The organism is Bacillus manliponensis, from assembly GCF_000712595.1.
Taxonomy (GTDB): Bacteria; Bacillota; Bacilli; order Bacillales; family Bacillaceae_G; genus Bacillus_A; species Bacillus_A manliponensis.
On record NZ_JOTN01000006.1, the window covers coordinates 42,944 to 65,323 of the forward strand.

Below are 22,380 nucleotides of genomic sequence, written 5' to 3' on the forward strand. Positions count from 1 at the left end.
GTTCTTTATGTCGAAAAATGTAGTACAAACTAATTAGAAATGAATAATTTGAGGATTATACGTTTACGTATGTAATGACAGAATATATAGTAATCACTTGATGGATAATATAAAGTTGTTTTTCGTTAAGGCATTACGATATAATGGGTATATCCTAAAATACGTGAGTCGCAAGATACATGTTTCGTATAAAAAGGTGAGAAAAAGCTGAAAGCAGCGGTATTACTAGGAGGAACTACATGATTACAGTAAGTAACGTAAGTTTACGTTTTGCAGATCGTAAGCTTTTTGAAGATGTTAACATAAAATTTACGCCAGGTAACTGCTATGGTTTAATTGGTGCGAACGGTGCAGGTAAGTCTACATTTTTAAAGATTTTATCTGGTGAAATTGATGCGTCAACTGGTGATATTAGTATTACACCAGGTGAGCGTTTAGCGGTTTTAAAGCAGAACCACTTCGAATATGAAGAGTTTGCAGTGTTAGAAACTGTTATTATGGGTCATACACGCTTATATGAAGTTATGCAAGAGAAAAATGCAATTTACATGAAAGAAGATTTTAGCGATGAAGATGGTATGCGCGCTGCAGAATTAGAAGGCGAGTTTGCTGAACTGAACGGTTGGGAAGCTGAATCTGAAGCGGCAATCCTTTTAAAAGGTTTAGGTATTGGTGAAGATCTTCATGATAAGAAAATGTCCGAATTAACAGGTGCGGAAAAAGTAAAAGTATTACTTGCACAAGCACTATTTGGTCAACCAGACATTCTTTTATTAGATGAGCCTACCAACCACTTAGACTTAAAAGCGATTCAATGGTTAGAAAACTTCTTAATGAACTTTGAAAATACAGTTATCGTTGTATCCCATGACCGTCACTTCTTAAATACAGTATGTACGCATATGGCAGACCTTGACTTCGGTAAAATTCAACTTTACGTTGGTAACTATGACTTCTGGTATGAGTCTAGCCAGTTAGCGCTGAAGTTAACGCAAGATGCAAACAAGAAGAAAGAAGAGAAAGTAAAAGAGTTACAAAACTTTATCGCACGCTTTAGCTCGAACGCATCAAAAGCGAAGCAAGCAACTTCTCGTAAAAAGTTATTAGATAAAATTACATTAGATGATATTAAACCATCTTCTCGTCGTTATCCATTCGTTGGCTTCACACCTGAGCGTGAAGTTGGAAATGATTTATTAACAGTACAAGGTCTTTCTAAAACAATCGATGGTGAAAAAGTATTAGATAATGTAAGTTTCACTTTAAATAAAGGTGATAAAGTTGCATTTATCGGACGTAACGATATTGCGATGACAACATTATTCAAAATTTTAATGGGTGAGATGGAGCCAGATAGCGGTTCATTCAAATGGGGTGTAACAACATCTCAAGCATACTTCCCAAGAGATAACTCTCAGTACTTTGAAAATAGTGAGTACAACTTAGTGGAGTGGTTACGTCAATTCTCTCCACAAGACGAGTCTGAAAGCTTCTTACGTGGATTCTTAGGTCGTATGTTATTCTCTGGTGAAGAGGTTAAGAAAAACGTTTCTGTTCTTTCTGGAGGAGAGAAAGTACGTTGTATGTTATCAAAAATGATGTTAAGCGGTGCAAACGTATTAACACTTGATGATCCAACAAACCACTTAGACCTTGAGTCAATTACAGCATTAAACAACGGTTTAATGGCATTTAAAGGTACACTTCTGTTCACATCACATGACCATCAGTTCGTAGAAACAATTGCGAACCGTATCATTGAAGTAACGCCAAATGGTATCATCGATAAAGAAACAACATACGATGAGTACTTAGAAAATGCAGATATTCAAAAACAAGTTGCAGAAATGTACAATAAAGGTAACTAATGTTGAAGGCAAAAAACTTTTCTTATGATGAGAAAAGTTTTTTGCTTTTCTTTATACTTATGAATAGCGTAATTAATATATATTTATGAAACAATTAAAAGGAGTTTTCATATATGAGAATTAATCAAAATCAGAAACAATTTCAATTAGAAGTAGTGGGGTATCAATATCCATATGCTGAAGACAAATATGACCGTAACTGGCTGCGTGTGAAAGTACATGTAGTGGAAGGTGAAAAGAAGTATGAAACGGTAGACCCATTTTTATTAGCAGAAGATATATCACACATGATTGAGTGGTTTCAAGTACTACCAAATCCGACATATACAGAGCTTGATTTTATAGAACCAAATTTATGTTTTGCATATGTAGGTGAGAAGGGTGGATTGTTTGAGATAGATATTCAGTTAACGTTAGAAATTACACCACCTTGGGCAACGAACGATACGCACGTTATGAAATTTTTTATAACAGAAATAGAGCGAGAAGAAATTGTACGATCATTACATAGACAAGGTGAGAAATTTCCGGAACGTACAGAATAATAAGGAAAATTAGCAATTCTCCTTATAACTTACGTATAGGACTAATAAGAGCAATAATAACTTCAATTAACTTCGTACATGCTGCTAAAGCAAATATCATAACTGGATGAAACTCAGAGATGAGTCCTCCCACTAACGCTCCTAATGGCATCGCTAGACGAGTAAGTACTCGTGAGAATCCTAAAACTCTTCCTTGTATATGAGTCGGTACGGTTTCTTGCCGAACTGAGGCGACAATCGTATTCCAAGCTATATTACAAGTCATCGCAATTCCAAATGCAATACCAGGGGCGAGCCAGTAGTTGCTCCATATGGCATAAGTCAATCCAATTGCTCCTATACTTAGCAAAGTAGGAATCAGAACACCGCGCCGAATATGTTGTTCAAGTGGGACAGCAATCACACTTCCTAAAAGGCCACCGACACCTATTAAAGTATAATTCCAACCGCTTTGTTCGGCAGATAAGTTTAATGTTGATGCAAGATAAAACATCAATACACCTAACACAGCGCTAGCTCCGAAGTTACCAATCATCGCTTGAAGAGATAAAGAGAGATTGAGATGGTCCTTTAATAACCACATAAAACCTTCTTTCATATTGTTTTTAATACAGTATAAGAAGTTACCCACTTTTTCTTTTGATTTGTTTGTGTTTAATGGAGGTAAAAGTAAGACAGCAATGAACGTAGCTCCAAAGTAAAGAACATTGATCCAAAGCGCATTAAACCCACCCATTTTAGCAATGATGATACCCGCCAACGCAGGGCCTGCTAAGTTAGCAATTTGATTTACCATTTGATAGGCTGAATTGGCTCTTGTTAATGAGTGACTGGCAATACGCGGAATAATTGTTATGGTAGCTACGTCAAATAGTAGAGAGAACAGCTAAAATAAATGAAACAATATATAGATGCCAAATGTGCAGTAGATTTAGCATGTGGAGAATTGGAATGAGCGTGACAAAGATCATACACCCTAAATCAGCGATCCACATTAATTTGCGGCGATCAAAACGATCTACTATGATTCCTACAATTGGACCAAATAAAACAACAGGTAATACCCCAGCAGCAAAAAGTGAACTCATAACGATTGCCGATCCAGTTAGTTCATAAGCAATCCAAGGAAGTGCAAAAGTATAAAGGGCGTCGCCAATTCGAGAAAGTAACAAACTGAAAATGAAAATAATGTAATGCTTTGGAAAATGTGTAATGGCTGAAATCCGGTGCTTATGTACTTGCATCGATGAGCTGAAATGTGTTTCTTTTTTCATGGTTTATGTAATCTCCTTTTCAGTAGGGGAATATGAATAATTTGATAACTGTATAATTCTAGAAAAATGAAAGGAGTCCTATTTTAAATGTTGAGTGGAGGATATGTGAATGAAGAAAAAAGGAGAGAGTTTGGATGAGGCAGTAAAGAAAAGAGACGCTGAATTTGACCAAAAAATAAAAAAAATGGATGAGCAGATAGAACAGTTGAAAAATGAAATTCTAAAGAGCAAGGATAATAAAGAGACTTAAAAAAACAAACAGCCCGGATATGTCCAGGCTGTTTGTTACAGGCGATCATCTTTCCAGAAGTTCACTGGGAAGTGAGCGTTTTCGCTATAGCTTTCAAATTCATAACCTTTTGCTGCTAATCCTTCAATAATTGCTGGTACGGCAGCAACGGATTGTTCATGAATATCATGAAGTAAAATAACTTCAACTGGCTTTGTTGCATTTGCAACAACATGTTCAGCAATTTTTGCAGCACCAACATCAACGGGAGCTTTATTATATTTCCAATCTAGAGAGTCGATTGTCCAGTCCCATACTTTTAAGTCGTTTTCTACGACTTTGTTACGTAATTCTTCTGTTAAGCCCGGCATTGATCCGTATGGTGGACGTACTAGTTTTGGCTCAGTTTTAATTACATCTGTAATTATTTGTTGATTTTCTTTCATTTCTTCAACAAATTGACCTTGTTTGTACAGCTTTCCATATTGGTGTGTCATACTATGCATACCAGTATAGTGGCCTTCTTTTAGTTGGCGTTCAACTAGTTCAGGGTGCTGCTTTACTCGGGGGCCAACTACGAAGAAAGTAGCTTTCGCATCGTGTTCTTTTAACATGTCGAGGAGCTCTGCTGTTGGCTTTCCAGGACCATCATCAAATGTTAAATAAGCAACTTTTCTTTCTTGACCGTTGTAGTACTTTGGTGTTTCTTTTTGTGTAATTGTAGTTTGCATTTCACTCACAAATTGAATTGGCTGCGCTTCTTCACTAGCTTCTACAATATGTATTGTTCCGAGAAACCCTTGAAACAAAAACAAGATGCCGATGCATAGTATCGCTGCGCGTTTCATAAAAGTAATCATGTAACCCTTGTTGTGCATAGTCTTCCTTCTCTCTATCTAGTATTTCTACACTACTATATTAGCAAGTTTATACAGGTTTGTGCAAAGAAGTTTTATAAAAATGTGGAAAAACGAAAGTTATCATGTAAGATTTTTTAGTTTCATATTTGTAGGTGATTTTTAATATATCTATTTATAAAGATTGTTTTATGTATTATGGCATAGAAAGGAATGAACATAATGAAATTCTTTTCTTTATTAAATAGGAAAATAAGTCGTTTGATGCAAAGAAAAAGTATTGTAATAATGGGAGGGAACTTTCAAAAGCAATGGTTTCATACAGGTGAAAGAGAAGAAGAGAGGGAAACAAACGATGCTGATGTTGAAAGGTATTTTCGTCCATCGTGTCTATCAGTTTTGAATAATCGATTTGATTATGCATTTTTTGATCCTTACTATGATAAAAAACATAATCAAGTTGTTCTTCCTCCATCATTAATGAATTCCCCAGAAGATACAATTTTGAACTATTTCAGTATGCTTCGAGAGGCTGTTAATTTTACTGATGAGAAAACCGGAGGATGCGGAACAGTTGGAATGACTCGAATACCGTACCCAGTTGCTTACAATTTTTTCACGAAAGAATATCAAAAACGGATGCCGTATCAAAAATATTTACGTTCTTTTGAGGGAATTGGTCATACAAGTTTAATTAAGCTAGAGAAGTTACGTCGTGATGCTAAATATCCCAATGCAGAGCGTTATTTTATTGAAATTGAAACTATCGAAGGGTCGAATAAAGGAGTCACCTATTTCGCTTATTATTACGGATATGTGTATATCCAAAAAGAAAATGGTTCTTATAAAATTGCGAATATCGACTTGTATGGTGAAGACTTTTTATGTGCACCATATCACCTTTGGCAACATAATGCAGAATTGGTTGTTGAAACGATGTATGGAGAATGGTGCAAACTTGTAAAAAAACAGTTTCCAACAAAACAAGAAGGATATGAAAAACAAATTGATTTTACTGGAACGGATGGAAGTACGTATCGATTTATTTTTTTTCAACTAACAAATGATACGGATGTTTTAGTAAAGCAATATAAAAGAAACGTGAAAGGAGAATGGGAGGAAGTTGAAATTGATCCAGAGAAGTGTATTAGATAACGATTTTTGAGGAGAAGCAATATGAAAAAATGGTTAATAGGTATAGGGGTGATTGAAGTATATCTTAATTATTCTTTAACGGTTAAAAACATAAATTCCTTTTGGGTTTATAAAAGGGATTTATGTTTTTTTATTGAAAGAGTCTGAGAGCTCTCTATTCTAGGGGCTCATATAAGTGAAGAGGGGGGCTCTACATATATGAAAGTTAGAAAATCAGCTCGTGCCATTATATTAAATGAAAATAATGAAGTTCTTTTGTTTAAATTTATATTTCGGAATGTAGTTGAAGAAAAAGTATTATGGGTAACCCCAGGGGGTGGTTTAGACAATCATGAAAGTTTTCAAGGAGCGCTATTAAGAGAGTTGGAAGAAGAAACAGGTATAACAAACTTCGAAATAGGTGAGTGGCTTTGGACAAGGGAGCTTAAAATAAAAGGAAAGCATGAAGATTTTATCAGCTATGAACGCTATTATTTAGCACATTCCAAAGAGATGAACGATGTATTCACCCTAGAAAAAATGACAGAAAATGAAAAAAGTAGCTTAATCGATTTTCGTTGGATTAGTATAGAGCAATTAAAGAGAATGAATAAGGAAGAAGTAGCGCCACCAGATTTGGCGGAGTTAATAGAAAATATTAGCGGAAAGAGTTGTTATTATCCAATCGCAATTAAATAAAACCCTCTACTGTTTGAAGGTTTTATCCCGCTATTTGCGGGCTGTAAGACTCCCACCTCAAAGCTTAGAGGATTCGGAGAAGTGTAGGTGGGAAATTAACAGCCCGTAAAAGCCTGATTGGTCGGGCTAACAATCAGTGGGAGACGGAGCCCCCCACTGATTGAATTTCACTTTATTTAAAGAAAAAACATAAAATTTCACATACCGTATTAATAATAGAAAAAGGAAAACAGAAAATAAAAATAGAATATATCGTGATGGACTTTTGTATGCAAGAGTGGTGTTATAATGAAAGCGAGGTGAAAGTGACATGCCAAATGAAAAATTAAAACAAGTGATGAAACAACTAGAAGAGTATGGAACAGAACAAAACCGTAAAGTATATAAGCGCCACGGAGCAAAAGAACCGTTATTTGGAGTGAGTTTTGCCAATTTAAATACATTGAAAAAAGAAATTAAAAAAGACCATGAGTTAGCAATGGCACTTTGGAATACAGGTAATATGGATGCACAGACGCTTGCGACGATGATTGTAGATCCAAAGCAGTTTACATCAGAGCAATTAGATGAATGGATAAAAGCTAGTGATTATTACTGCTTAATCGATGTGCTGATGTCGCCTGTAAGTAAATCGTCTCTTGCGATGGAAAAGATGAAAGATTGGACGAAAAGTGAAGATGAGTGGATCGGACGAGCAGGCTGGACATTACTAGCTCATATTGCAATGAAAGATAAAAAGCTAGAGGATTCTTTTTTCCTTTCATATTTAGAAACGATTGAAAATACAATTCATGAAGAGAAGAATAGAAAGAAACAAGCAATGCATAGTGCACTAATGGCGATTGGACTTCGGAATGATGAACTAGAGAAACAGGCTATTTGCGTTGCACAAAAAATCGGGAAAGTACATATTGACCATGGAGACACGTCATGTAAAACACCTGATGCAGAAGCGTATATTAAAAAGGGAAGAGATAGAGAACGAAACAAAAAAGAAAAAGTAAAGTAATGGGGGAAAAGAAATGAAAGCAATAGAAGCGGCTAAAAATATCGTTGCATCACAGTTTGAAAATTGTGATGCAGCTCTTTTAGGAGGCAGTATTGCACGCGGGGAAGGAACGAAAACATCGGATTTAGATATTGTTATTTTTGACGGCTCTAGAAATTCACCGTACCGTGAATCTTTTATTGCGCAAGGCTGGCCTGTCGAAGTGTTTGTGCATAATTTTACTTCGTATAAAGATTTCTTTGCGAGCGATTGTAAAAGAGGACGTCCTTCTTTACCAAACCTTGTTTTTGAAGGGGTTATATTAAAAGATACAAATAATATCATACCGTCTATAAAAGAAGAAGCGAAAGAATTACTACAAAAAGGACCGGAACCTTGGTCTGAAGATATAATTAGCCAAAAGCGTTATTTCGTTACAGATGTACTAGATGATTTTATTGGAGCAACGAAACGAGAAGATGAGCTGTTTATTGCAAATCATCTTGCGACAGTATTACACGAGTTTGTATTACGAATGAACAATTGTTGGCTCGGCCAATCAAAATGGTTTATGAAAAGTTTACGAAAGTATGATGAAACATTTGCTATGCAGTTTGCGGAAGTGTTTGAAACATTCTACCAGACTGGTAAGAAAGAGCAAGTGATTGCATTTACAAATGACATATTAGAAACATATGGTGGCCGATTGTTTGATGGCTTTGTTGTAGGGAAGTGAAGGGATGAAAATTAATGTAACCGATGTTCAACAACTTGTTCCGTCTTCCGTAAAATTAGGATTTTATTTGTATGATACAAACACAAAAGAATCACTATGTATAAATGAAAATGAAACGTTCCCACTCGCGAGTGTAGCAAAATGGATTGCCAGTAGTATTGCATTTCAAGCAGGGATAGTGGTAGAACCAGTTGTAATTGAAGAAGCGATTTATAAACATTCAACAGAAGCATATCTGTCCATTTTAGAAAAAATGAGCAGCCAAGAAATAAATAAAGAGCTTCAGCAGCGAGGGCTTGAACTTGTAATTCATAAAGATAATACAAGTATTACGAATAACTACGGAACACCAGCAAGTATTTTTCAATTGATGCATTCTTTATATGAGAGTATGGATAAAAGTAATCTTATATTTCAAGCGTTAAAACAACAAGAAGACTTTGATGGTTTTAGATTTTCTGGCCCTTATGAATGGTTACATATGACGGGTGGCCTTGCCGGTGTTTGTAATGATGTTGGTTATTTATATATAGAAGATAGAGTATTGCTATGTATAGGATTGCTTCAAACAAATGATACACATATAGAATGGCAGACACTAGAGAGAATACTACAACATATAGGTGCTCTCATTGTAAAAAAGTATACCGAGGAGCGAGTGTGAAATGATTTTGCTGAATATTCAATTAAGAGAGTTGGTTTTAGAAGATACAGAAGATCGGTATCAATGGTCATTAGATAAAGAGGTAACGAAGCATTTAGTTGTACCAGATCAATATCCACCGTTTACACGTGAAGACACAAAAAGATGGATTGAAATGTGTATGAATCGTACAAATGGTTATGAACAGCGAGCAATTGTAACGGAAGAAGGTATACATATTGGCTGGGTGGACTTAAAAAACTTTGATAAAGTCAATAAAAACGCAGAGTTAGGTATTGCAATTGGTGATAAACGATATTGGGGAAAAGGTTATGGTATAGCAGCTTTATATGAAATGATGAAAATAGGATTTCAACAGTTTCATTTAGAAAAGATATGGCTACGTGTTGATGCTGATAATATGAAAGCTATAAAAAGTTATGAACGTGCTGGTTTTGTATGTGAGGGGCTTATGCGGAAGGATTGGTTACGACAAGGACAATTTGTTAATCGTTATCGTTTTAGTATGTTAAAAGAAGAATTCATGAATATGCAGTGGTGTGATACTAATGTACACTGTTAAAAATAATACGATATCCAATGAGGTAATAAAACTGTGGCAAAAGGTGTTTGTTCCAGATGTAGATTACTTTTTCTTTGAAGAAAAACCCACCTTTTGTGAAGTGACTATGAAAGATACGTCAACGATTCCATTACATATGAAAACATCATTTTTAACATGGAGTGTTTATAAGAAGGCACGCTATATGACGGTTATGGAAAATCAATTTTTTTGTAGCTTAAATGAAAACATACAAAAGCAAATTTTACGAGAGCAAGTACGACTAAATCGAGGTTTTGTTTTTGAAGTAAAGGAATTAGAACTGTTGCTGCAACATGAAAATGAAGAGGAATGGAAGCCGCTATTACAAACATATTCATTCTTGTATGAAGGGAAGAAACTGCTCATTTTACAAGGATTTGTATGGAGACAGTTTCCAGAAAGAATTAGAATCTGTATATTAATTTATATTGCGGAAATGTTTATAGAAGAAGATTCGGTAGAAGTATCGGTGCCAGAAGAAGTGTTACATATCAAACCTTATATAAATACCTTTATTGGAACAAATGGACCTAACTGTTTAGGTACCACACTAGCGGCAATTGAAACAAATAAAGAATTCTTTGAAACACATATACATGAATGGGTCCAACCAAAAGAGTTTAAAGAAGTTTTGCATAACAAGAACTATAAAATAATAGAGAACCCAACCATTCAGCAAGGTGATGTCCTCGTTTGGGAAGAAAATGAAACAGCTGTACATGCTTGTTATACATTAACAGATGATATTGTATTCAATAAAAATGGCCAAACAATGTTCAATCCATATCAATGTGTAACAGTAAAGCAGGTGATACATAACTGGAGATATGTTGAACAACAAGGTGGTCGATTCGTTATATATAGAAAAGGAGAGCAGGCGAATGCAAATCTATCAGTTTGACAAAGAAGTTGGTAAGAAAATCGCAATGTTTCAGTCTAATTTTGTTATGTCTAAAGTTGTACAAAGTAATGGTGCATTACATGTTGGATGTATGCATCTTCCAGAGAACGGGATTGTTGGCTATCATGAAGCTGTTACAGATCAACTTTTCATTGTTGTGCAAGGTGAGGGGTATGTATGTGGAAATGATAAAGTAAAAGTTCCCATTCAGGCAGGCGAAGTTGCATTTTGGAAAAAAGGTGAAAAGCATGAGTCAAGCACAGAAACAGGTATGATGGCAATTGTTTTAGAAGGGGAAGATATAAAAATAAATATGCCTATACGCTAATGAGGAGATAGAAAATGAAAAACTTTTTTATAGAGTTTCATGGTTATAAAGCAAGCGTCTGTGAATGGGGGGATAAAAATAACCCTCAAATTATCTGTTTTCATGGTTTAGGAAGTACAAAATTAAGTTTTATAGAGATAGCTGAACGACTAAAAGATAAATATCATATTATATCATTTGATCTACCTGGACATGGGAAAACACCAAGTTTTGAGAAAGATGAAGGTTACAGTGCATTCCATTTAACAAATTGGATAGTAGCATTACTTGAACAGATTGGAAAAGAAACATTTCATATACTAGCCCATTCATGGGGAGCAAGCGTTGCGCTTCATTATGTAGCAGAGTGTCCGGAAAAAGTTAATAAAATGGTTCTGTTAGATGGTGGTTATCATCATGGTGAAATGAATAGAACTTATTTTGCGGAGCTATATAAAGATGCAAAAGAAGGAGAGTGTCCACCGCGATCATTAGAAGAAGAGATTAACCATTATGAAAAAGATTTTGATGAATATATATTTGCTAGTAAAGAAGAATTTATTCAATTAGAAAAAATGGCATATAGTAGATGGTCACCATTAATAGAACGTGCGGTTTATGACCTAATGAGAGAAGAAGATGGTAAAGTGAGATGGCATGCTACCGGTGATACTGCTAGAGGTGTAATTAAATTTCAATATACGGTGTATAAAACGTTGAAGCATCATAAGATTAAAAGCGATACACTATTATTATATTGTGATCTTCCAGATGGTTACTTAAAAGTAAGAGAATTACATATTGAGGAATTTAAGAAACATATTGATATTACGACTAAGTTGTATAGAAATACAGGACACTTAATGCATTGGGAGAGGCCAGAAGAGATTTCTGAGGATGTTGTAAATTGGTTAAGATAAAGAGGAAAGTACGGTGTAGAATGTAGACCGTACGTTTTTATTTTAAATGGTATAGGAGGTTATCGGTATGCAAGATAAAGATTCAAAAAAAGGACTCGTTGCTTTTGTTGTATCTATTTTGCTTGTTAGTAGTATTATCATTATGATTATCACGGCAAATTTGAAGACTGATAACATTATTTTATTTATCATTGGCGGGATTGCTTCGATATTTACAACAATACATTCTTTTAAAGCTAGATATAAGTATTATCAGTATGCTAGTTTCATGATTTCGTTAGGCTTTTTAATCATTATTTTCTATAATCTTTTTAGTTAAAGGATGATTAAGTTAATCGTAATAATTAGTTCCTTCAAATTCTTTAGGATAATCACTATCTTCTACAATAAAAAGCCCCTAGCTAAATATAAAAATCATTACCTTATGAAACCATCATACGAAAGTAGCACAATACTTTCCCTCCGACAACGGATGTTCCTCAAATAAATACGTCATAAACTGAATGTAACAATATAAAAAGTGAGGGATAAAAAATGATTACTCATTTTAAAGATATCGAGTTACAGACACTTTCAATTGAAGGAACAAAACAAATATATGCAGATATTTTACAATTCCCAATTACAAAGAGAACGGACACATATATTCAGTTTCAAGTTACTTCGTTCACAACGATTAGTTTTACTGAAGTGTTAGAATCAATCATTCCAAATCATTTTGCCTTCCAAGTACCGACGTCTTCTTTTGAAGAAGTAGCAAATTGGTTGATGAAATCAGGTGTTCATATTTTAAAAGATACAGAAGGAGAAACAATTATTTACCATTCTCCTGTGAGTAAAGCGGTATATTTCAAAGATAACGATGGTAATATTTTAGAGATTATTACACGGGATTATGTAAATGAAAATGTATTGCCAAAGTGCGGTCCACTGCAAGTAATGTATGTACGAGAATTAGGTTTTCCTGTGACACATGTTCCGACATTTCGAGAGTGGTTAAAGGACAAGTTTTATATGAAAACAATTCAAGATGCGGAAACGTTTAACTTTGTTATTGGAGGAACAGCGCATGCAGTCGTAGTGAAGGAAGGAAGACCGTGGATTCCAATTGGAATGAGAGCATTAAGTCCAAATATGAAAGTAACGTTTGGAACGCCGGATTTGGACTTTATAAATGAATTACGTCAGGATAAAACCGCTATTTTGATAGATGACGGAGTACTATTTACACAAGGGACATATACTCTTGAAATAGAGTACACACCAGAATTTTCCGAAATCATTTTGAGTCAATTAAACTTACCGTTATCGCAAAATACTAAAGTTTAAAGGAGAATAAAAATATTTGTCGAATCTGCCTACATAGGTAGATTTTTTTATGCTGAAGGGGTGTAGTAACATGATTCGTATGTTAAATAAACAAGATGCAGAAAACTATTGGGAGTTACGGTTACAAGCGCTTCAAACAAATCCAGAAGCGTTTGCTACAACATATGAAGAAGCAATAAAACGAGAGAATCCAATTGAAGCAACAGCACGAAACTTGGATTCTGAAAGTAGTTACACATTTGGTACTTTTAACGAAGATAATCAGTTGATTGGTGTTGTAACACTTGTATTATCCAATTTACAAGTCTTTAAACATAAAGGATCAATTATGGCAATGTATGTAAATCCGTCTCAGAGAGGAAACGGCTATGCTAAGCAGCTATTGCAAGCTGTTATTGAGTATGGAAAAGAATTAGAGCTTGAACAATTACATTTAACAGTTGTGTCTACGAATGATGCAGCGAAAAAATTATATAGTTCATTGGATTTTTGTACATATGGTCTTGAAAAAAGAGCGCTGAAATTTGGAGATGTGTATAGCGATGAAGAGCATATGGTGAAGTTCTTATGAAGCATACATGATTAATAGTTATTCATAATTATATTATGTAAACTTTTTTATGGAAAAGGAGAAAGAGATTTATGAAAGATTTACATCTACAAGCAGATATGAACCCGGTAGTTGCATTGTTATACGCAACTGTATCTGATACATATGAAAGGTTAAAACAATATGTTGCTCATGCAACGCAAGAGGAAATTGACTATAAAGGACCTGATGGTGATTTGAATAGTATAGGTCAGTTATTACGTCATCTTGCAGTTGTTGACTTACACTGGGTATATCGCTTGAAACACGAAGATGTTCCACTGCAGTTGCAGCAAAAATATGGACCAATGATAGGAGAGGATGGAAAACTACCTCCAGTTGCAAATATTTCTTTAGAGCAGCTTCTTCAAGAGTATGGTGAAGTACAAACGATGTTTTATTTACAGTGCAAGAAATTGACGGAAGCAGAGTTAAAGCGCGAAGTATTTTATGAAAAAGGAGAAAGCGCCACAATCAGATGGGGAATATGGCATATTGCCGATCATAGCCGTTATCATCAAGCGCATATTGGATGGATGCGGAAGTTATATAAAGAAAGGGTTAACAAATTACAAAATATATAATGTTGTAAAAAGGCTTACCTCTTATGTAGATAGGCCTTTTCACATGAACAATAAGGTGTAAGTTTAAAATAAAGTTTGATAATTTGTAAACAAGTTTGAAATGGAGCGCTGCTTTTGGGAGCGACAAGACATAGATTGGGCTATTGTAACGGAAGAAGAAATAAACCAAACGATGGCACTGAATATTAACTATGTTCGTGCATATCAAGATTTACATAATATTGAAGGATTTGAGCTAATCACAGAAGCTTAATTAGATGATTTAGTTATAGAATATATTGCTAGAATGATTAGGAACATGGACAAGTAAGTCATTGAAAAGCATTGAAAGTCAAGGTATTACTTGTCAGTGGACATTACGAGGGGAGATATTAATGAAAATGAATGAAAAAACATATCTAAGCATAGAAGAGATTATTTCATTACCAACCGTATCAAGTACAAACATAAGTGATGATGGCAAAAACGTAGCTTTTGTCAAGAAGACGGCTAACTGGAAAGACAATAAATATAGGAATCATGTATGGATATATGAAAAAGATAAGGGGCAGAGTTACCCATTAACAACTGGGGATATAGATAGTACATACCCATTATGGTCTCCAGATTCTAGGAATATCGCATACCTTAGCCCAGTTGGTGACGGGGATAATAAGAAAAATCAGATCTTTGTTAAGTCAATAGATGGTTATAGTGAGGTTCAAATTACTGATGAGAAAGAAGGGGTCAGTAAATTTAAATGGGAGTCTACTGGAAAGGGTTTTTATTATGTTGCACAGTCAAAAGAATCTGAGGTGATAAAGAAACGTAAGGAACTATATGGGGATTTTCATCATATAGGTAAGGAATACGAGAATAGTTGTTTATATTACATTGAAGTAGAAAAAGTGATACAAAATGATAAAAATGAACACGAAAATAGCGTTGTGTATCAACTAACTGATGGGAAGGCTTTTCATATCCATGAATTTGATATTTCAAATGATGGGAAAAAGGTTGTATTTATGGCTACACCAAACCCAAATATGGGAGATTATATGAATGGAGATCTATACATACTAGATATTAAAGCTGGAGAGCTACAAAAGATGAATATAGATAAGTTGTTGGGAGGGAGCGTTTGCTTTTCTCCTGAAGGCAGCAAAATATGTTACTCAGCAAGCATAAGGGAAAAGGATTACTATAAGACCCACATACAAGACAATACATTAGAGATATATGATATTAATAATGGAGAGCTAATTCAACCTTTAACAGATTTTGATAGTACGGTTATTCCATTACGGTGGACAGATAAGGGGATTTTAATTAGATGGCAGAATAAAACTAATTATCTTATTGGGTTGCTATCTGAGGACGGCACTGTGGAAATGTTAAGCGAAAAAGTAGATGGCTTTATAATGGATGCTTCTATAACAAGGGATGGAAATCATATATCCTATAATAAGGCTATAACAAATGAAACCTTTGAAATCTATTTAGACGATAAAAAAATAACGAATGAAAATAGTTTTTTCAAAGGAAAGCTTAAAAGTAATAGGGAAATAATCTCATGGAAAAGTAGTGATGGTCTTGAAATAGAGGGTGTTTTATCAACCCCAGTAGAGTTTGACACAAATAAAAAATATCCCTTATTAGTGGTAATCCATGGTGGTCCGGCTTGGGCATCCTTTCCAATATTTTCAGACTGTTTTAATGAGAAATATCCTATTGAACAGTTTATCGAAAAAGGCTTTATAGTTTTAGAACCAAACTACAGGGGAAGTTCTGGTTATGGTAATGAATTCTTAAAAGCAAACTATAGAAAACTGGGAATTGCTAACTATGATGATGTTATATCTGGAGTGGATAAACTAGTTGACAAGGGGATTGCAGATAAAGATAGAGTAGGGGTTATGGGATGGAGCAACGGGGGATATATATCAGCTTTCTGTTCTACATTTAGTAGTAGATTTAAAGCTATTTCAGTTGGAGGTGGAATTACTAATTGGAGTACCTATTATGTAAATACAGATATACCTTACTTTATTAGGATGTATTTAGGAAATAATCCATGGAATGATCCAGAGATATATACGAAAACATCACCAATGACATATATTAAATCAGCCCGTACTCCCACTTTAATCCAACATGGTGAAAAGGATGCAAGAGTTCCAACTCCAAATGCATATGAGCTATATCAAGGATTAAGGGATATGGAAGTTGATACAGAATTAATTATATTTAAAGGAATGGCATATAGTTCTGACCAGCCAGGAATTAATGTGGCTATTATGAAGCAGAATTTGATGTGGTTTTCACACTATATTCTTGGGGAAAGTATGAAAGATTTTAAGGTTTTATAAAGGAAGCTTTTTTTCATATTTAGCCTGTGATTGTAGCTCTATGATTTTCGTGTGAATTTCTACTGTATAATACTCTGGTAACTACATTGACTTACAATTGTATAGCAACGTTATGACATTAAAATCCCTGTACCTTTGTAGGGGTACGGAAACGATTCGTGTAAAAACTTGCAATAGGATAAAAACGTGGCTCACATATGGGAAATTACATATTTGCCACGTTTTCTTCTTATAAAAGATTAATTAGACCTAGAAGACAAAGTAGATATAAAAAATGGATACTTCAGTACAACTGATTTATCTACGGGACAAAAAGGATATATGAAATAAAATGATCAAACTTTATTCTAAAGCTACAATTGAGTACATTCCGGTTTAAGTTGTAATTATTCAGTAAAGGACACGCCATAAATAAAAGGTAGCGTATGATTCCCAGTTTTTCCATGGAAACGATATTTCTAAGATTTCAGCTTTCGTAGGCTTTCGGTTCATATTACGTAATATTTTTATCGAATTAATAAGACCCACATCATCGATTGGAAAAGCTGTCTGGAACCTGAGGCAGCGCATTAGAACATAATTGGCTGTCCAAGGACCGATTCCTCGTATTTTAATTAAGTTTTTTTCAGCATCTTTAAAGTTCATTTTCATTAAATTTCCCCTCGATAATTCTCCATTTTCCATTAATTTGGCAATTCCAATGATATATTCACTTTTTTTTACCGTCATTTTAATATATGCTAGGTCGGTAGGTGTTAACTGTGCAATTCGTTCGTACGGTGGGAACACCCAATACTTTTTACCATTCCATTCGATGGAATCGCCAAATCCTTCTACAAATTGCTTCTTTAAGGAATATGCAAAGGTTAAGTTAATTTGTTGCCCTAAAACTCCCCAACATAAAGCTTCAAATAAATCGGGAATGCCGATAACTCGTAATCCATAGAATTTTCGGGCAGGCATTTTAAGTAATGGGTCTGCTTTTGCCATTTCATAAAATGGTGTTAAATCGTTATCAAGATCAAACCATTCATGAATATATTTTACAATCTCTTCCCGTTGCCACTTTTCAATAGGTCTAGAATCATTTAGGAATTGAACAACCATTTGTTTATTATTGATTACGCTTACCTGTACTAAGGACCGAATTTCCCCAATGGCTATAACTTTTGTAATTATATCGTTCTCTATTTCATACATGCATTCATTTTTTTCCCTTGTTAGATAGTCTAGGTTAGCATTCATGTCGAAACTTTCAGGTAATGTAATTACAATAACATCATTGACTTCATGCCATTTCACTTTTTCATTCTCCTCATCTTATTACGATTTTCTATACTATTTACAAAATAATTATAAGAAAACTCATACTGATTGAAATTTTACTTTATCACATAATAATCTTTAATAATTTTGTTATCTTGCTATTACATTCTAAATACCTTATTTTTTTCTATTTATGAGGTTATAGTGTTAGTTATCAAGAATGCTAAATAGGAGAGGATAAAAATGGTCCAAGATATAAAAACACGGGTTAAAAGCTTAAATTGGGATTCAATTCAAAATGAATTAGATGAGCGAGGATTTGCAAAGCTTCCAGTAATATTAACAAAAGAGGAATGCGACTTCTTCATAGAACTTTATAGTGAGGAGAATTCATACAGAACGACAATCAATATGACAAGGTACCGCTTTGGGGATGGGGAGTATAAATATTTTTCCTATCCATTACCTGAAATCATCCAAAGTTTAAGAGAGTCCTTTTATCCAGAGTTGGCCAAAACAGCAAATCGATGGTTGGATTACTTAAAGAAACGAGAACAGTTTTCAGATCATCTTCAAGATTTTTTGAAAACATGTGAAGAATATGAACAAATTAGACCGACACCCCTAATCTTAAAATATGAAACAGGTGGGTTTAACTGTTTGCACCAAGATTTATATGGAGATGTACTTTTCCCATTTCAAGTAGTATTTGTATTAAATCAACGAGATAAGGACTATACGGGTGGAGAATCCCTATTAGTGGAACAAATTCCTCGCGCTCAGAGTAGAGGGCATGTGATTACATTGGAACAAGGCAGTGCGCTTATCTTTCCTACTAATCATAGACCTGTTCTTGGTAAAAAAGGATATTACAAAAATGCGGTTCGTCACGGAGTAAGCACGGTTACTTCCGGAGAACGATACGGTCTTGGAATCATTTTTCATGATTCAAAGTAAATTTTAGATTTCAATATCTTGCTATTACACCTCTAGAATCATCCATTCTGAATTTATAGGGGATATAATGTAAGGAGAGGTGAAGTAAATGCCAGGCAGTATCAATAATAGATATAAAGAGAGTCATGATTATAGAATTTCAAATGACGTAGAAATCATGACAGATGAAAAGTGGCAAGCAATTATAGATAATGATGCATCGTACAATAATCAATTTTTCTATGCTGTAAAAACTACGGGGATTTTCTGTAAACCGTCTTGCAAATCTCGCGTTCCAAAAAAAGAAAATGTGCGTATTTTTCAAAACGCAAGACAAGCTCTCCATGCAAATTTTCGACCGTGTAAACGTTGTAAGCCTACTAATGAGAAATTGCCTGATAGTGAGTGGGTGGCTTTTATCACTGAATATATTGATAAAAATTTTACAGAAAAATTAAATCTAGAAACGTTAGCAGATATTGCTCACGGGAGCCCTTATCATTTGCATCGAACATTTAAAAAGATTAAAGGCATCACACCAGTTGAATATATCCAGCAGGTTAGATTAAATGCTGCTAAAGAGTATTTGATTCAAACAAATAAAGCGATTGCAGATATCGCCATATGTGCAGGTATGCCTAACACGCCCTATTTTATTACTTTATTTAAAAAGAAAACAGGACGTACACCAGCACAATTTCGTCAAATGAGTAAAATGGAGGAAATGTAAAATGGAATTAAAGAATAAACAAACCCTTTATTGGTCTTTGCTAAAGTTTAAGGATTTGAATTTTTATATTGCTTCAACATCTAAGGGACTTGTGTTTGTTGGCTCACAGAACAAGCCATTCGAGGAGTTGTCAGAATGGGCTAGAAAACACTTTACGGGAAGTCCTCTTGTTGAAGATGATGATAAGCTTGAACCCTATGCGGTTGAAATCACCCAGTATTTAGAAGGGAAACGGAAAACATTTACTGTCCCATTTGATTACAATGGAACAGCATTCCAGGTTGCAGTCTGGAACGCACTTTGTGAAATTCCGTTCGGGCAGACTAAATCTTATTCCGATATTGCAAATTATATAAATAAACCAGCAGCTGTCCGAGCTGTAGGGGCGGCGATTGGAGCTAACCCAGTATTAATCGCCGTACCATGTCATCGTGTAGTAGGAAAGAATGGATCATTAACCGGTTATCGTGGCGGATTAGAAATGAAGGCACTGCTTTTGGATCTCGAAAGACAAGGTTCATCTAGCAATGATTATAATTGACGTACAATGAATGGAATGGAGGGTGACAGATGAAACATTTCACAATTGGTCAGCTAGCAAAACATACAAACGTCACAATTCGAACGTTACGTTATTATGACAAAATCAATTTATTAATACCAAGTGATTACAAAGAAGGCGGACACCGATTATATAGTGTGGAAGATTTACAACGGTTACAACAAATTCAGTCATTAAAGTTTATCGGCTTATCTTTAAAGGAGATTGATGAATTTTTACAAAAGAAATCGGTTGAACAGGAGCACTTGGAAAAGTCCATTCGTTTTAAAAAGAAAGAATTGTTAGCAAAACGAGCTGAAATTGAAAAAATGATAGAGCAGTTGGATCATATGGAGACAATGATTGAAGATAGAGAGTGTGTAGATATAAGTATATTTTGCTTTATCATCCATTCAATCATTTGGGAGGAAGCGCACTTAGATGACTTCGCTTATCTTAAAGAATCAGTTTATGATTCTATTACAGCCCAGAAACGAAAAGAAATAGATAAGAATTTTTTTCACTTATATACAGAAGTAAAGGTCCATGTTGCAAATGAAGTGTCTCCATCTTCTTTGCAGGCACAGCAGCTTATAAAAGAGATTATGGAAAATGTAAAACAATTATCTTTGTTCGACAAAGAAAAAAGTTCTTTAGCAAAAGTGAAAGACACAAATATATATAATCCCTTTACAAAAGAAGAAGCATCTTTCCTGCAAGAAGCGCTAATTTACTTCACACAAGAATAATAGAGAATTCCGGATTAAAAAGTAAGAAAAATATGATAATATACAATTGTAATGTAAAAATATGTTTTTTGAATATCGGAGGGGTATGTATGTCAGCAAAGGATTTAGTTGCAGCAACCGCATTACCAAATACAGTAGATACGATTGCACAGGATTTACAAAAACTAGGTGTAACAAAAGGAATGACAATCATCGTTCATTCTTCGCTTCGTTCACTTGGCTGGGTATGCGGGGGACAAGTTGCGGTTGTAGAAGCATTAATGAAAGTCGTAACAGAAGAAGGAACAATTGTAATGCCAACACAATCATCTGATTTATCTGATCCAAAAAATTGGGAAAATCCGCCCGTTCCAAAAGAGTGGTGGGAGATTATTCGTAATAATGTACCATTGTTTAATCCGGAAACAACGCCAACGCGTAGCATGGGAAAGGTCGTTGAATGTTTCCGTACATATTCTGGAGTGAAACGAAGTAATCATCCGTTACATAGCTTTGCCGCATGGGGGAAATATGCGGATTGGATTACGAAAGAACAAGCGCTATTTCCTAGCTTTGGAGAAGATTCACCACTTAGAAAAATATATGATTTAGATGGATATGTGTTATTACTTGGTGTGGATCATGATTCTAATACATCTATGCATTTATCCGAAGTACGTGCTGGGGTTCGTGAACTAGTTGATATTGGTGCACCATTACTTGAGAATGATGTACGTATTTGGAAAGAGTATAAAGAGTTTGATTATGATTCTGATGACTTCGAACAAATTGGAAAGCAATTTGATGAAACGAGTTTCGTAACAATTGGGAACGTTGGGAATGCGACATGTAAACTTATGAAACAGCGCGAAGCAGTTGATTTTGCAACGAAATGGTTTTTAGAAAGATAATGTGAATGAGAAACGAGGCATATAATATGAAGGGAAAAAAAGTATTAATTACGAGTGGTGGATGTCTAGAAAAGTGGGATGACGTACGTGGGCATACGAACTTAGCAAAAGGGACGATTGGAAGATTAATAGCGGAAGAAGCACTTGCAGAAGGTGCACAAGTTATATACTTACATGGTTATTTCGCTGAAAAACCAAATGGTGATCATCATGCATTAGAATTGCATCCATTTGAAGGAATTATTGATTTACAGGAGAAGATGAAAAGTATTATTGTAAATGAACAAATTGATGTTGTCATTATGGCAGCTGCGGGGTCAGATTGGATTGTTGATAAAATGTATGATCAAGATGGGAATTTACTTGATGAACAAGGGAAAATTTCAAGTGATACCGCGCCGGTTATTCATTTTAAAAAAGCTCCAAAAGTGTTAAAGCAAATTAAAGATTGGGATGCGAACTTATTTTTAATTGGTTTTAAGCTAGAGAGTGGAGTACATACAGATGAGTTAATAAACCGAGCGAATACAAGAATGGATGGTGCAAGAGCAGATGTGATGGTTGCTAATGCAGCAGATTCTTTGTATACGCGTGCTGCTATGCATTACATCTTGCAAAAAGGTGAAGAACCAATTGTATGTAATGGAAAAGATGAAACAGCAAAAGCAATTGTTCGTGTTATAAAATCAGCGAATGTAGTGAGTCTGTAACAA

26 protein-coding genes and 1 pseudogene are annotated in these 22,380 nt (G+C 34.8%); 24 read left to right on the top strand and 3 right to left on the bottom strand.

The window, feature by feature from the left end:
* The first annotated feature begins 239 nt into the window (after window positions 1-239).
* Both BAMA_RS08980 and BAMA_RS08985 read left to right on the top strand, forming a co-directional pair.
* Window positions 240-1,868 (top strand): ABC-F family ATP-binding cassette domain-containing protein, encoded by a 1,629-nt coding sequence (locus BAMA_RS08980; protein ID WP_034638453.1) that lies wholly within the window; start codon window positions 240-242, stop codon window positions 1,866-1,868.
* A 113-nt stretch (window positions 1,869-1,981) separates the two neighbouring features.
* Window positions 1,982-2,413: a WapI family immunity protein gene (locus BAMA_RS08985; protein ID WP_034638455.1), complete on the top strand. Its 432-nt coding sequence runs from the start codon at window positions 1,982-1,984 to the stop codon at window positions 2,411-2,413.
* Between the two features lie 22 nt (window positions 2,414-2,435).
* Here BAMA_RS08985 and BAMA_RS08990 read toward each other — a convergent pair.
* Window positions 2,436-3,657 (bottom strand): annotated as a pseudogene (locus BAMA_RS08990) (MFS transporter).
* A 139-nt stretch (window positions 3,658-3,796) separates the two neighbouring features.
* Here BAMA_RS08990 and BAMA_RS24480 point away from each other — a divergent pair.
* Complete coding sequence (locus BAMA_RS24480; RefSeq protein ID WP_157405974.1) at window positions 3,797-3,937, top strand: hypothetical protein; 141 nt, start codon at window positions 3,797-3,799, stop codon at window positions 3,935-3,937.
* 35 nt (window positions 3,938-3,972) lie between these two features.
* Here the strand turns inward: BAMA_RS24480 and BAMA_RS08995 are convergent, their stop codons facing one another.
* Window positions 3,973-4,794 (bottom strand): peptidoglycan-N-acetylglucosamine deacetylase, encoded by an 822-nt coding sequence (locus BAMA_RS08995; protein ID WP_034638456.1) that lies wholly within the window; start codon window positions 4,792-4,794, stop codon window positions 3,973-3,975.
* A gap of 243 nt (window positions 4,795-5,037) precedes the next feature.
* Here BAMA_RS08995 and BAMA_RS09000 point away from each other — a divergent pair, with 243 nt between their 5' ends.
* From BAMA_RS09000 to BAMA_RS09065, 15 genes are all read left to right on the top strand, one after another.
* Window positions 5,038-5,928 (top strand): hypothetical protein, encoded by an 891-nt coding sequence (locus BAMA_RS09000; RefSeq protein ID WP_157405975.1) that lies wholly within the window; start codon window positions 5,038-5,040, stop codon window positions 5,926-5,928.
* Between the two features lie 198 nt (window positions 5,929-6,126).
* Entirely contained in the window at window positions 6,127-6,606 is a 480-nt protein-coding gene (locus tag BAMA_RS09005) for an NUDIX hydrolase (RefSeq protein ID WP_051758907.1), read from the top strand.
* A 310-nt stretch (window positions 6,607-6,916) separates the two neighbouring features.
* Window positions 6,917-7,615, top strand: a complete 699-nt coding sequence (locus tag BAMA_RS09010) for a DNA alkylation repair protein (protein ID WP_034638459.1) — start codon at window positions 6,917-6,919, stop codon at window positions 7,613-7,615.
* Window positions 7,616-7,628: 13 nt separating this feature from the next.
* Window positions 7,629-8,330, top strand: a complete 702-nt coding sequence (locus BAMA_RS09015; protein WP_034638460.1) for a nucleotidyltransferase domain-containing protein — start codon at window positions 7,629-7,631, stop codon at window positions 8,328-8,330.
* 4 nt (window positions 8,331-8,334) lie between these two features.
* The gene (locus BAMA_RS09020) at window positions 8,335-8,994 is read left to right on the top strand and encodes a serine hydrolase (protein WP_034638461.1); all 660 of its coding nucleotides are present in this window, start codon (window positions 8,335-8,337) and stop codon (window positions 8,992-8,994) included.
* A gap of 1 nt (window position 8,995) precedes the next feature.
* Entirely contained in the window at window positions 8,996-9,556 is a 561-nt protein-coding gene (locus BAMA_RS09025) for a GNAT family N-acetyltransferase (RefSeq protein ID WP_034638462.1), read from the top strand.
* Complete coding sequence (locus BAMA_RS09030; protein WP_034638464.1) at window positions 9,543-10,478, top strand: hypothetical protein; 936 nt, start codon at window positions 9,543-9,545, stop codon at window positions 10,476-10,478. The genes BAMA_RS09025 and BAMA_RS09030 overlap by 14 nt, the downstream gene beginning before the upstream one ends.
* The gene (locus BAMA_RS09035; protein ID WP_034638465.1) at window positions 10,459-10,806 is read left to right on the top strand and encodes a cupin domain-containing protein; all 348 of its coding nucleotides are present in this window, start codon (window positions 10,459-10,461) and stop codon (window positions 10,804-10,806) included. The genes BAMA_RS09030 and BAMA_RS09035 overlap by 20 nt, the downstream gene beginning before the upstream one ends.
* A gap of 14 nt (window positions 10,807-10,820) precedes the next feature.
* Window positions 10,821-11,705 (top strand): alpha/beta fold hydrolase, encoded by an 885-nt coding sequence (locus BAMA_RS09040; protein WP_034638466.1) that lies wholly within the window; start codon window positions 10,821-10,823, stop codon window positions 11,703-11,705.
* A gap of 67 nt (window positions 11,706-11,772) precedes the next feature.
* On the top strand, window positions 11,773-12,024 hold the full coding sequence (locus BAMA_RS09045; protein WP_034638468.1) for a hypothetical protein: 252 nt from the start codon (window positions 11,773-11,775) through the stop codon (window positions 12,022-12,024).
* 215 nt (window positions 12,025-12,239) lie between these two features.
* The gene (locus BAMA_RS09050) at window positions 12,240-13,034 is read left to right on the top strand and encodes a VOC family protein (protein ID WP_034638469.1); all 795 of its coding nucleotides are present in this window, start codon (window positions 12,240-12,242) and stop codon (window positions 13,032-13,034) included.
* A gap of 70 nt (window positions 13,035-13,104) precedes the next feature.
* Complete coding sequence (locus tag BAMA_RS09055; protein ID WP_034638470.1) at window positions 13,105-13,605, top strand: GNAT family N-acetyltransferase; 501 nt, start codon at window positions 13,105-13,107, stop codon at window positions 13,603-13,605.
* A 71-nt stretch (window positions 13,606-13,676) separates the two neighbouring features.
* Window positions 13,677-14,207: a DinB family protein gene (locus BAMA_RS09060; protein WP_034638472.1), complete on the top strand. Its 531-nt coding sequence runs from the start codon at window positions 13,677-13,679 to the stop codon at window positions 14,205-14,207.
* Between the two features lie 100 nt (window positions 14,208-14,307).
* Window positions 14,308-14,460 carry a hypothetical protein gene (locus tag BAMA_RS24485; RefSeq protein ID WP_157405976.1) on the top strand — a complete coding sequence of 51 codons (153 nt, stop codon included), beginning with the start codon at window positions 14,308-14,310 and terminating at the stop codon, window positions 14,458-14,460.
* Between the two features lie 121 nt (window positions 14,461-14,581).
* A complete protein-coding gene (locus BAMA_RS09065; protein ID WP_034638473.1) occupies window positions 14,582-16,555 on the top strand; it encodes a S9 family peptidase in 1,974 nt (657 codons plus the stop codon).
* A gap of 390 nt (window positions 16,556-16,945) precedes the next feature.
* Here BAMA_RS09065 and BAMA_RS09070 read toward each other — a convergent pair whose 3' ends face one another.
* The gene (locus BAMA_RS09070) at window positions 16,946-17,857 is read right to left on the bottom strand and encodes a DNA glycosylase (protein WP_034638474.1); all 912 of its coding nucleotides are present in this window, start codon (window positions 17,855-17,857) and stop codon (window positions 16,946-16,948) included.
* A 207-nt stretch (window positions 17,858-18,064) separates the two neighbouring features.
* On the opposite strand from BAMA_RS09070, the gene BAMA_RS09075 reads away from it, so the two are divergent.
* The 6 genes from BAMA_RS09075 (at window position 18,065) to BAMA_RS09100 (ending at window position 22,377) form a co-directional block, all read left to right on the top strand.
* Window positions 18,065-18,778: a 2OG-Fe(II) oxygenase gene (locus tag BAMA_RS09075; protein ID WP_034638476.1), complete on the top strand. Its 714-nt coding sequence runs from the start codon at window positions 18,065-18,067 to the stop codon at window positions 18,776-18,778.
* Between the two features lie 88 nt (window positions 18,779-18,866).
* Entirely contained in the window at window positions 18,867-19,487 is a 621-nt protein-coding gene (locus BAMA_RS09080; RefSeq protein WP_034638477.1) for a bifunctional transcriptional activator/DNA repair enzyme AdaA, read from the top strand.
* Window position 19,488: 1 nt separating this feature from the next.
* Window positions 19,489-20,028 (top strand): methylated-DNA--[protein]-cysteine S-methyltransferase, encoded by a 540-nt coding sequence (gene adaB / locus BAMA_RS09085; RefSeq protein WP_034638478.1) that lies wholly within the window; start codon window positions 19,489-19,491, stop codon window positions 20,026-20,028.
* 29 nt (window positions 20,029-20,057) lie between these two features.
* Entirely contained in the window at window positions 20,058-20,777 is a 720-nt protein-coding gene (locus tag BAMA_RS09090; protein ID WP_034638479.1) for a MerR family transcriptional regulator, read from the top strand.
* Window positions 20,778-20,809: 32 nt separating this feature from the next.
* Window positions 20,810-21,667 (top strand): AAC(3) family N-acetyltransferase, encoded by an 858-nt coding sequence (locus BAMA_RS09095; RefSeq protein ID WP_415782915.1) that lies wholly within the window; start codon window positions 20,810-20,812, stop codon window positions 21,665-21,667.
* Window positions 21,668-21,693: 26 nt separating this feature from the next.
* Complete coding sequence (locus tag BAMA_RS09100; RefSeq protein ID WP_034638619.1) at window positions 21,694-22,377, top strand: phosphopantothenoylcysteine decarboxylase domain-containing protein; 684 nt, start codon at window positions 21,694-21,696, stop codon at window positions 22,375-22,377.
* Window positions 22,378-22,380 lie beyond the last annotated feature (3 nt).

Excerpts from the sequence above, each read along its gene's own strand:
- BAMA_RS08995 (WP_034638456.1), bottom strand. The coding sequence starts at position 4,794 with ATGCACAACAAGGGTTACATGATTACTTTTATGAAACGCGCAGCGATA.
- BAMA_RS08985 (WP_034638455.1), top strand. The coding sequence starts at position 1,982 with ATGAGAATTAATCAAAATCAGAAACAATTTCAATTAGAAGTAGTGGGG.
- BAMA_RS09005 (WP_051758907.1), top strand. The coding sequence starts at position 6,127 with ATGAAAGTTAGAAAATCAGCTCGTGCCATTATATTAAATGAAAATAAT.
- BAMA_RS09100 (WP_034638619.1), top strand. The coding sequence starts at position 21,694 with ATGAAGGGAAAAAAAGTATTAATTACGAGTGGTGGATGTCTAGAAAAG.
- BAMA_RS09080 (WP_034638477.1), top strand. The coding sequence starts at position 18,867 with ATGCCAGGCAGTATCAATAATAGATATAAAGAGAGTCATGATTATAGA.
- BAMA_RS09090 (WP_034638479.1), top strand. The coding sequence starts at position 20,058 with ATGAAACATTTCACAATTGGTCAGCTAGCAAAACATACAAACGTCACA.
- BAMA_RS09075 (WP_034638476.1), top strand. The coding sequence starts at position 18,065 with ATGGTCCAAGATATAAAAACACGGGTTAAAAGCTTAAATTGGGATTCA.
- BAMA_RS09035 (WP_034638465.1), top strand. The coding sequence starts at position 10,459 with ATGCAAATCTATCAGTTTGACAAAGAAGTTGGTAAGAAAATCGCAATG.
- BAMA_RS09030 (WP_034638464.1), top strand. The coding sequence starts at position 9,543 with ATGTACACTGTTAAAAATAATACGATATCCAATGAGGTAATAAAACTG.
- BAMA_RS08980 (WP_034638453.1), top strand. The coding sequence starts at position 240 with ATGATTACAGTAAGTAACGTAAGTTTACGTTTTGCAGATCGTAAGCTT.
- BAMA_RS09095 (WP_415782915.1), top strand. The coding sequence starts at position 20,810 with ATGATAATATACAATTGTAATGTAAAAATATGTTTTTTGAATATCGGA.
- adaB (WP_034638478.1), top strand. The coding sequence starts at position 19,489 with ATGGAATTAAAGAATAAACAAACCCTTTATTGGTCTTTGCTAAAGTTT.
- BAMA_RS09020 (WP_034638461.1), top strand. The coding sequence starts at position 8,335 with ATGAAAATTAATGTAACCGATGTTCAACAACTTGTTCCGTCTTCCGTA.
- BAMA_RS09055 (WP_034638470.1), top strand. The coding sequence starts at position 13,105 with ATGATTCGTATGTTAAATAAACAAGATGCAGAAAACTATTGGGAGTTA.
- BAMA_RS24485 (WP_157405976.1), top strand. The coding sequence starts at position 14,308 with ATGGAGCGCTGCTTTTGGGAGCGACAAGACATAGATTGGGCTATTGTA.
- BAMA_RS24480 (WP_157405974.1), top strand. The coding sequence starts at position 3,797 with ATGAAGAAAAAAGGAGAGAGTTTGGATGAGGCAGTAAAGAAAAGAGAC.
- BAMA_RS09010 (WP_034638459.1), top strand. The coding sequence starts at position 6,917 with ATGCCAAATGAAAAATTAAAACAAGTGATGAAACAACTAGAAGAGTAT.
- BAMA_RS09060 (WP_034638472.1), top strand. The coding sequence starts at position 13,677 with ATGAAAGATTTACATCTACAAGCAGATATGAACCCGGTAGTTGCATTG.
- BAMA_RS09065 (WP_034638473.1), top strand. The coding sequence starts at position 14,582 with ATGAAAATGAATGAAAAAACATATCTAAGCATAGAAGAGATTATTTCA.
- BAMA_RS09015 (WP_034638460.1), top strand. The coding sequence starts at position 7,629 with ATGAAAGCAATAGAAGCGGCTAAAAATATCGTTGCATCACAGTTTGAA.
- BAMA_RS09045 (WP_034638468.1), top strand. The coding sequence starts at position 11,773 with ATGCAAGATAAAGATTCAAAAAAAGGACTCGTTGCTTTTGTTGTATCT.
- BAMA_RS09050 (WP_034638469.1), top strand. The coding sequence starts at position 12,240 with ATGATTACTCATTTTAAAGATATCGAGTTACAGACACTTTCAATTGAA.
- BAMA_RS09025 (WP_034638462.1), top strand. The coding sequence starts at position 8,996 with ATGATTTTGCTGAATATTCAATTAAGAGAGTTGGTTTTAGAAGATACA.
- BAMA_RS09040 (WP_034638466.1), top strand. The coding sequence starts at position 10,821 with ATGAAAAACTTTTTTATAGAGTTTCATGGTTATAAAGCAAGCGTCTGT.
- BAMA_RS09000 (WP_157405975.1), top strand. The coding sequence starts at position 5,038 with ATGCAAAGAAAAAGTATTGTAATAATGGGAGGGAACTTTCAAAAGCAA.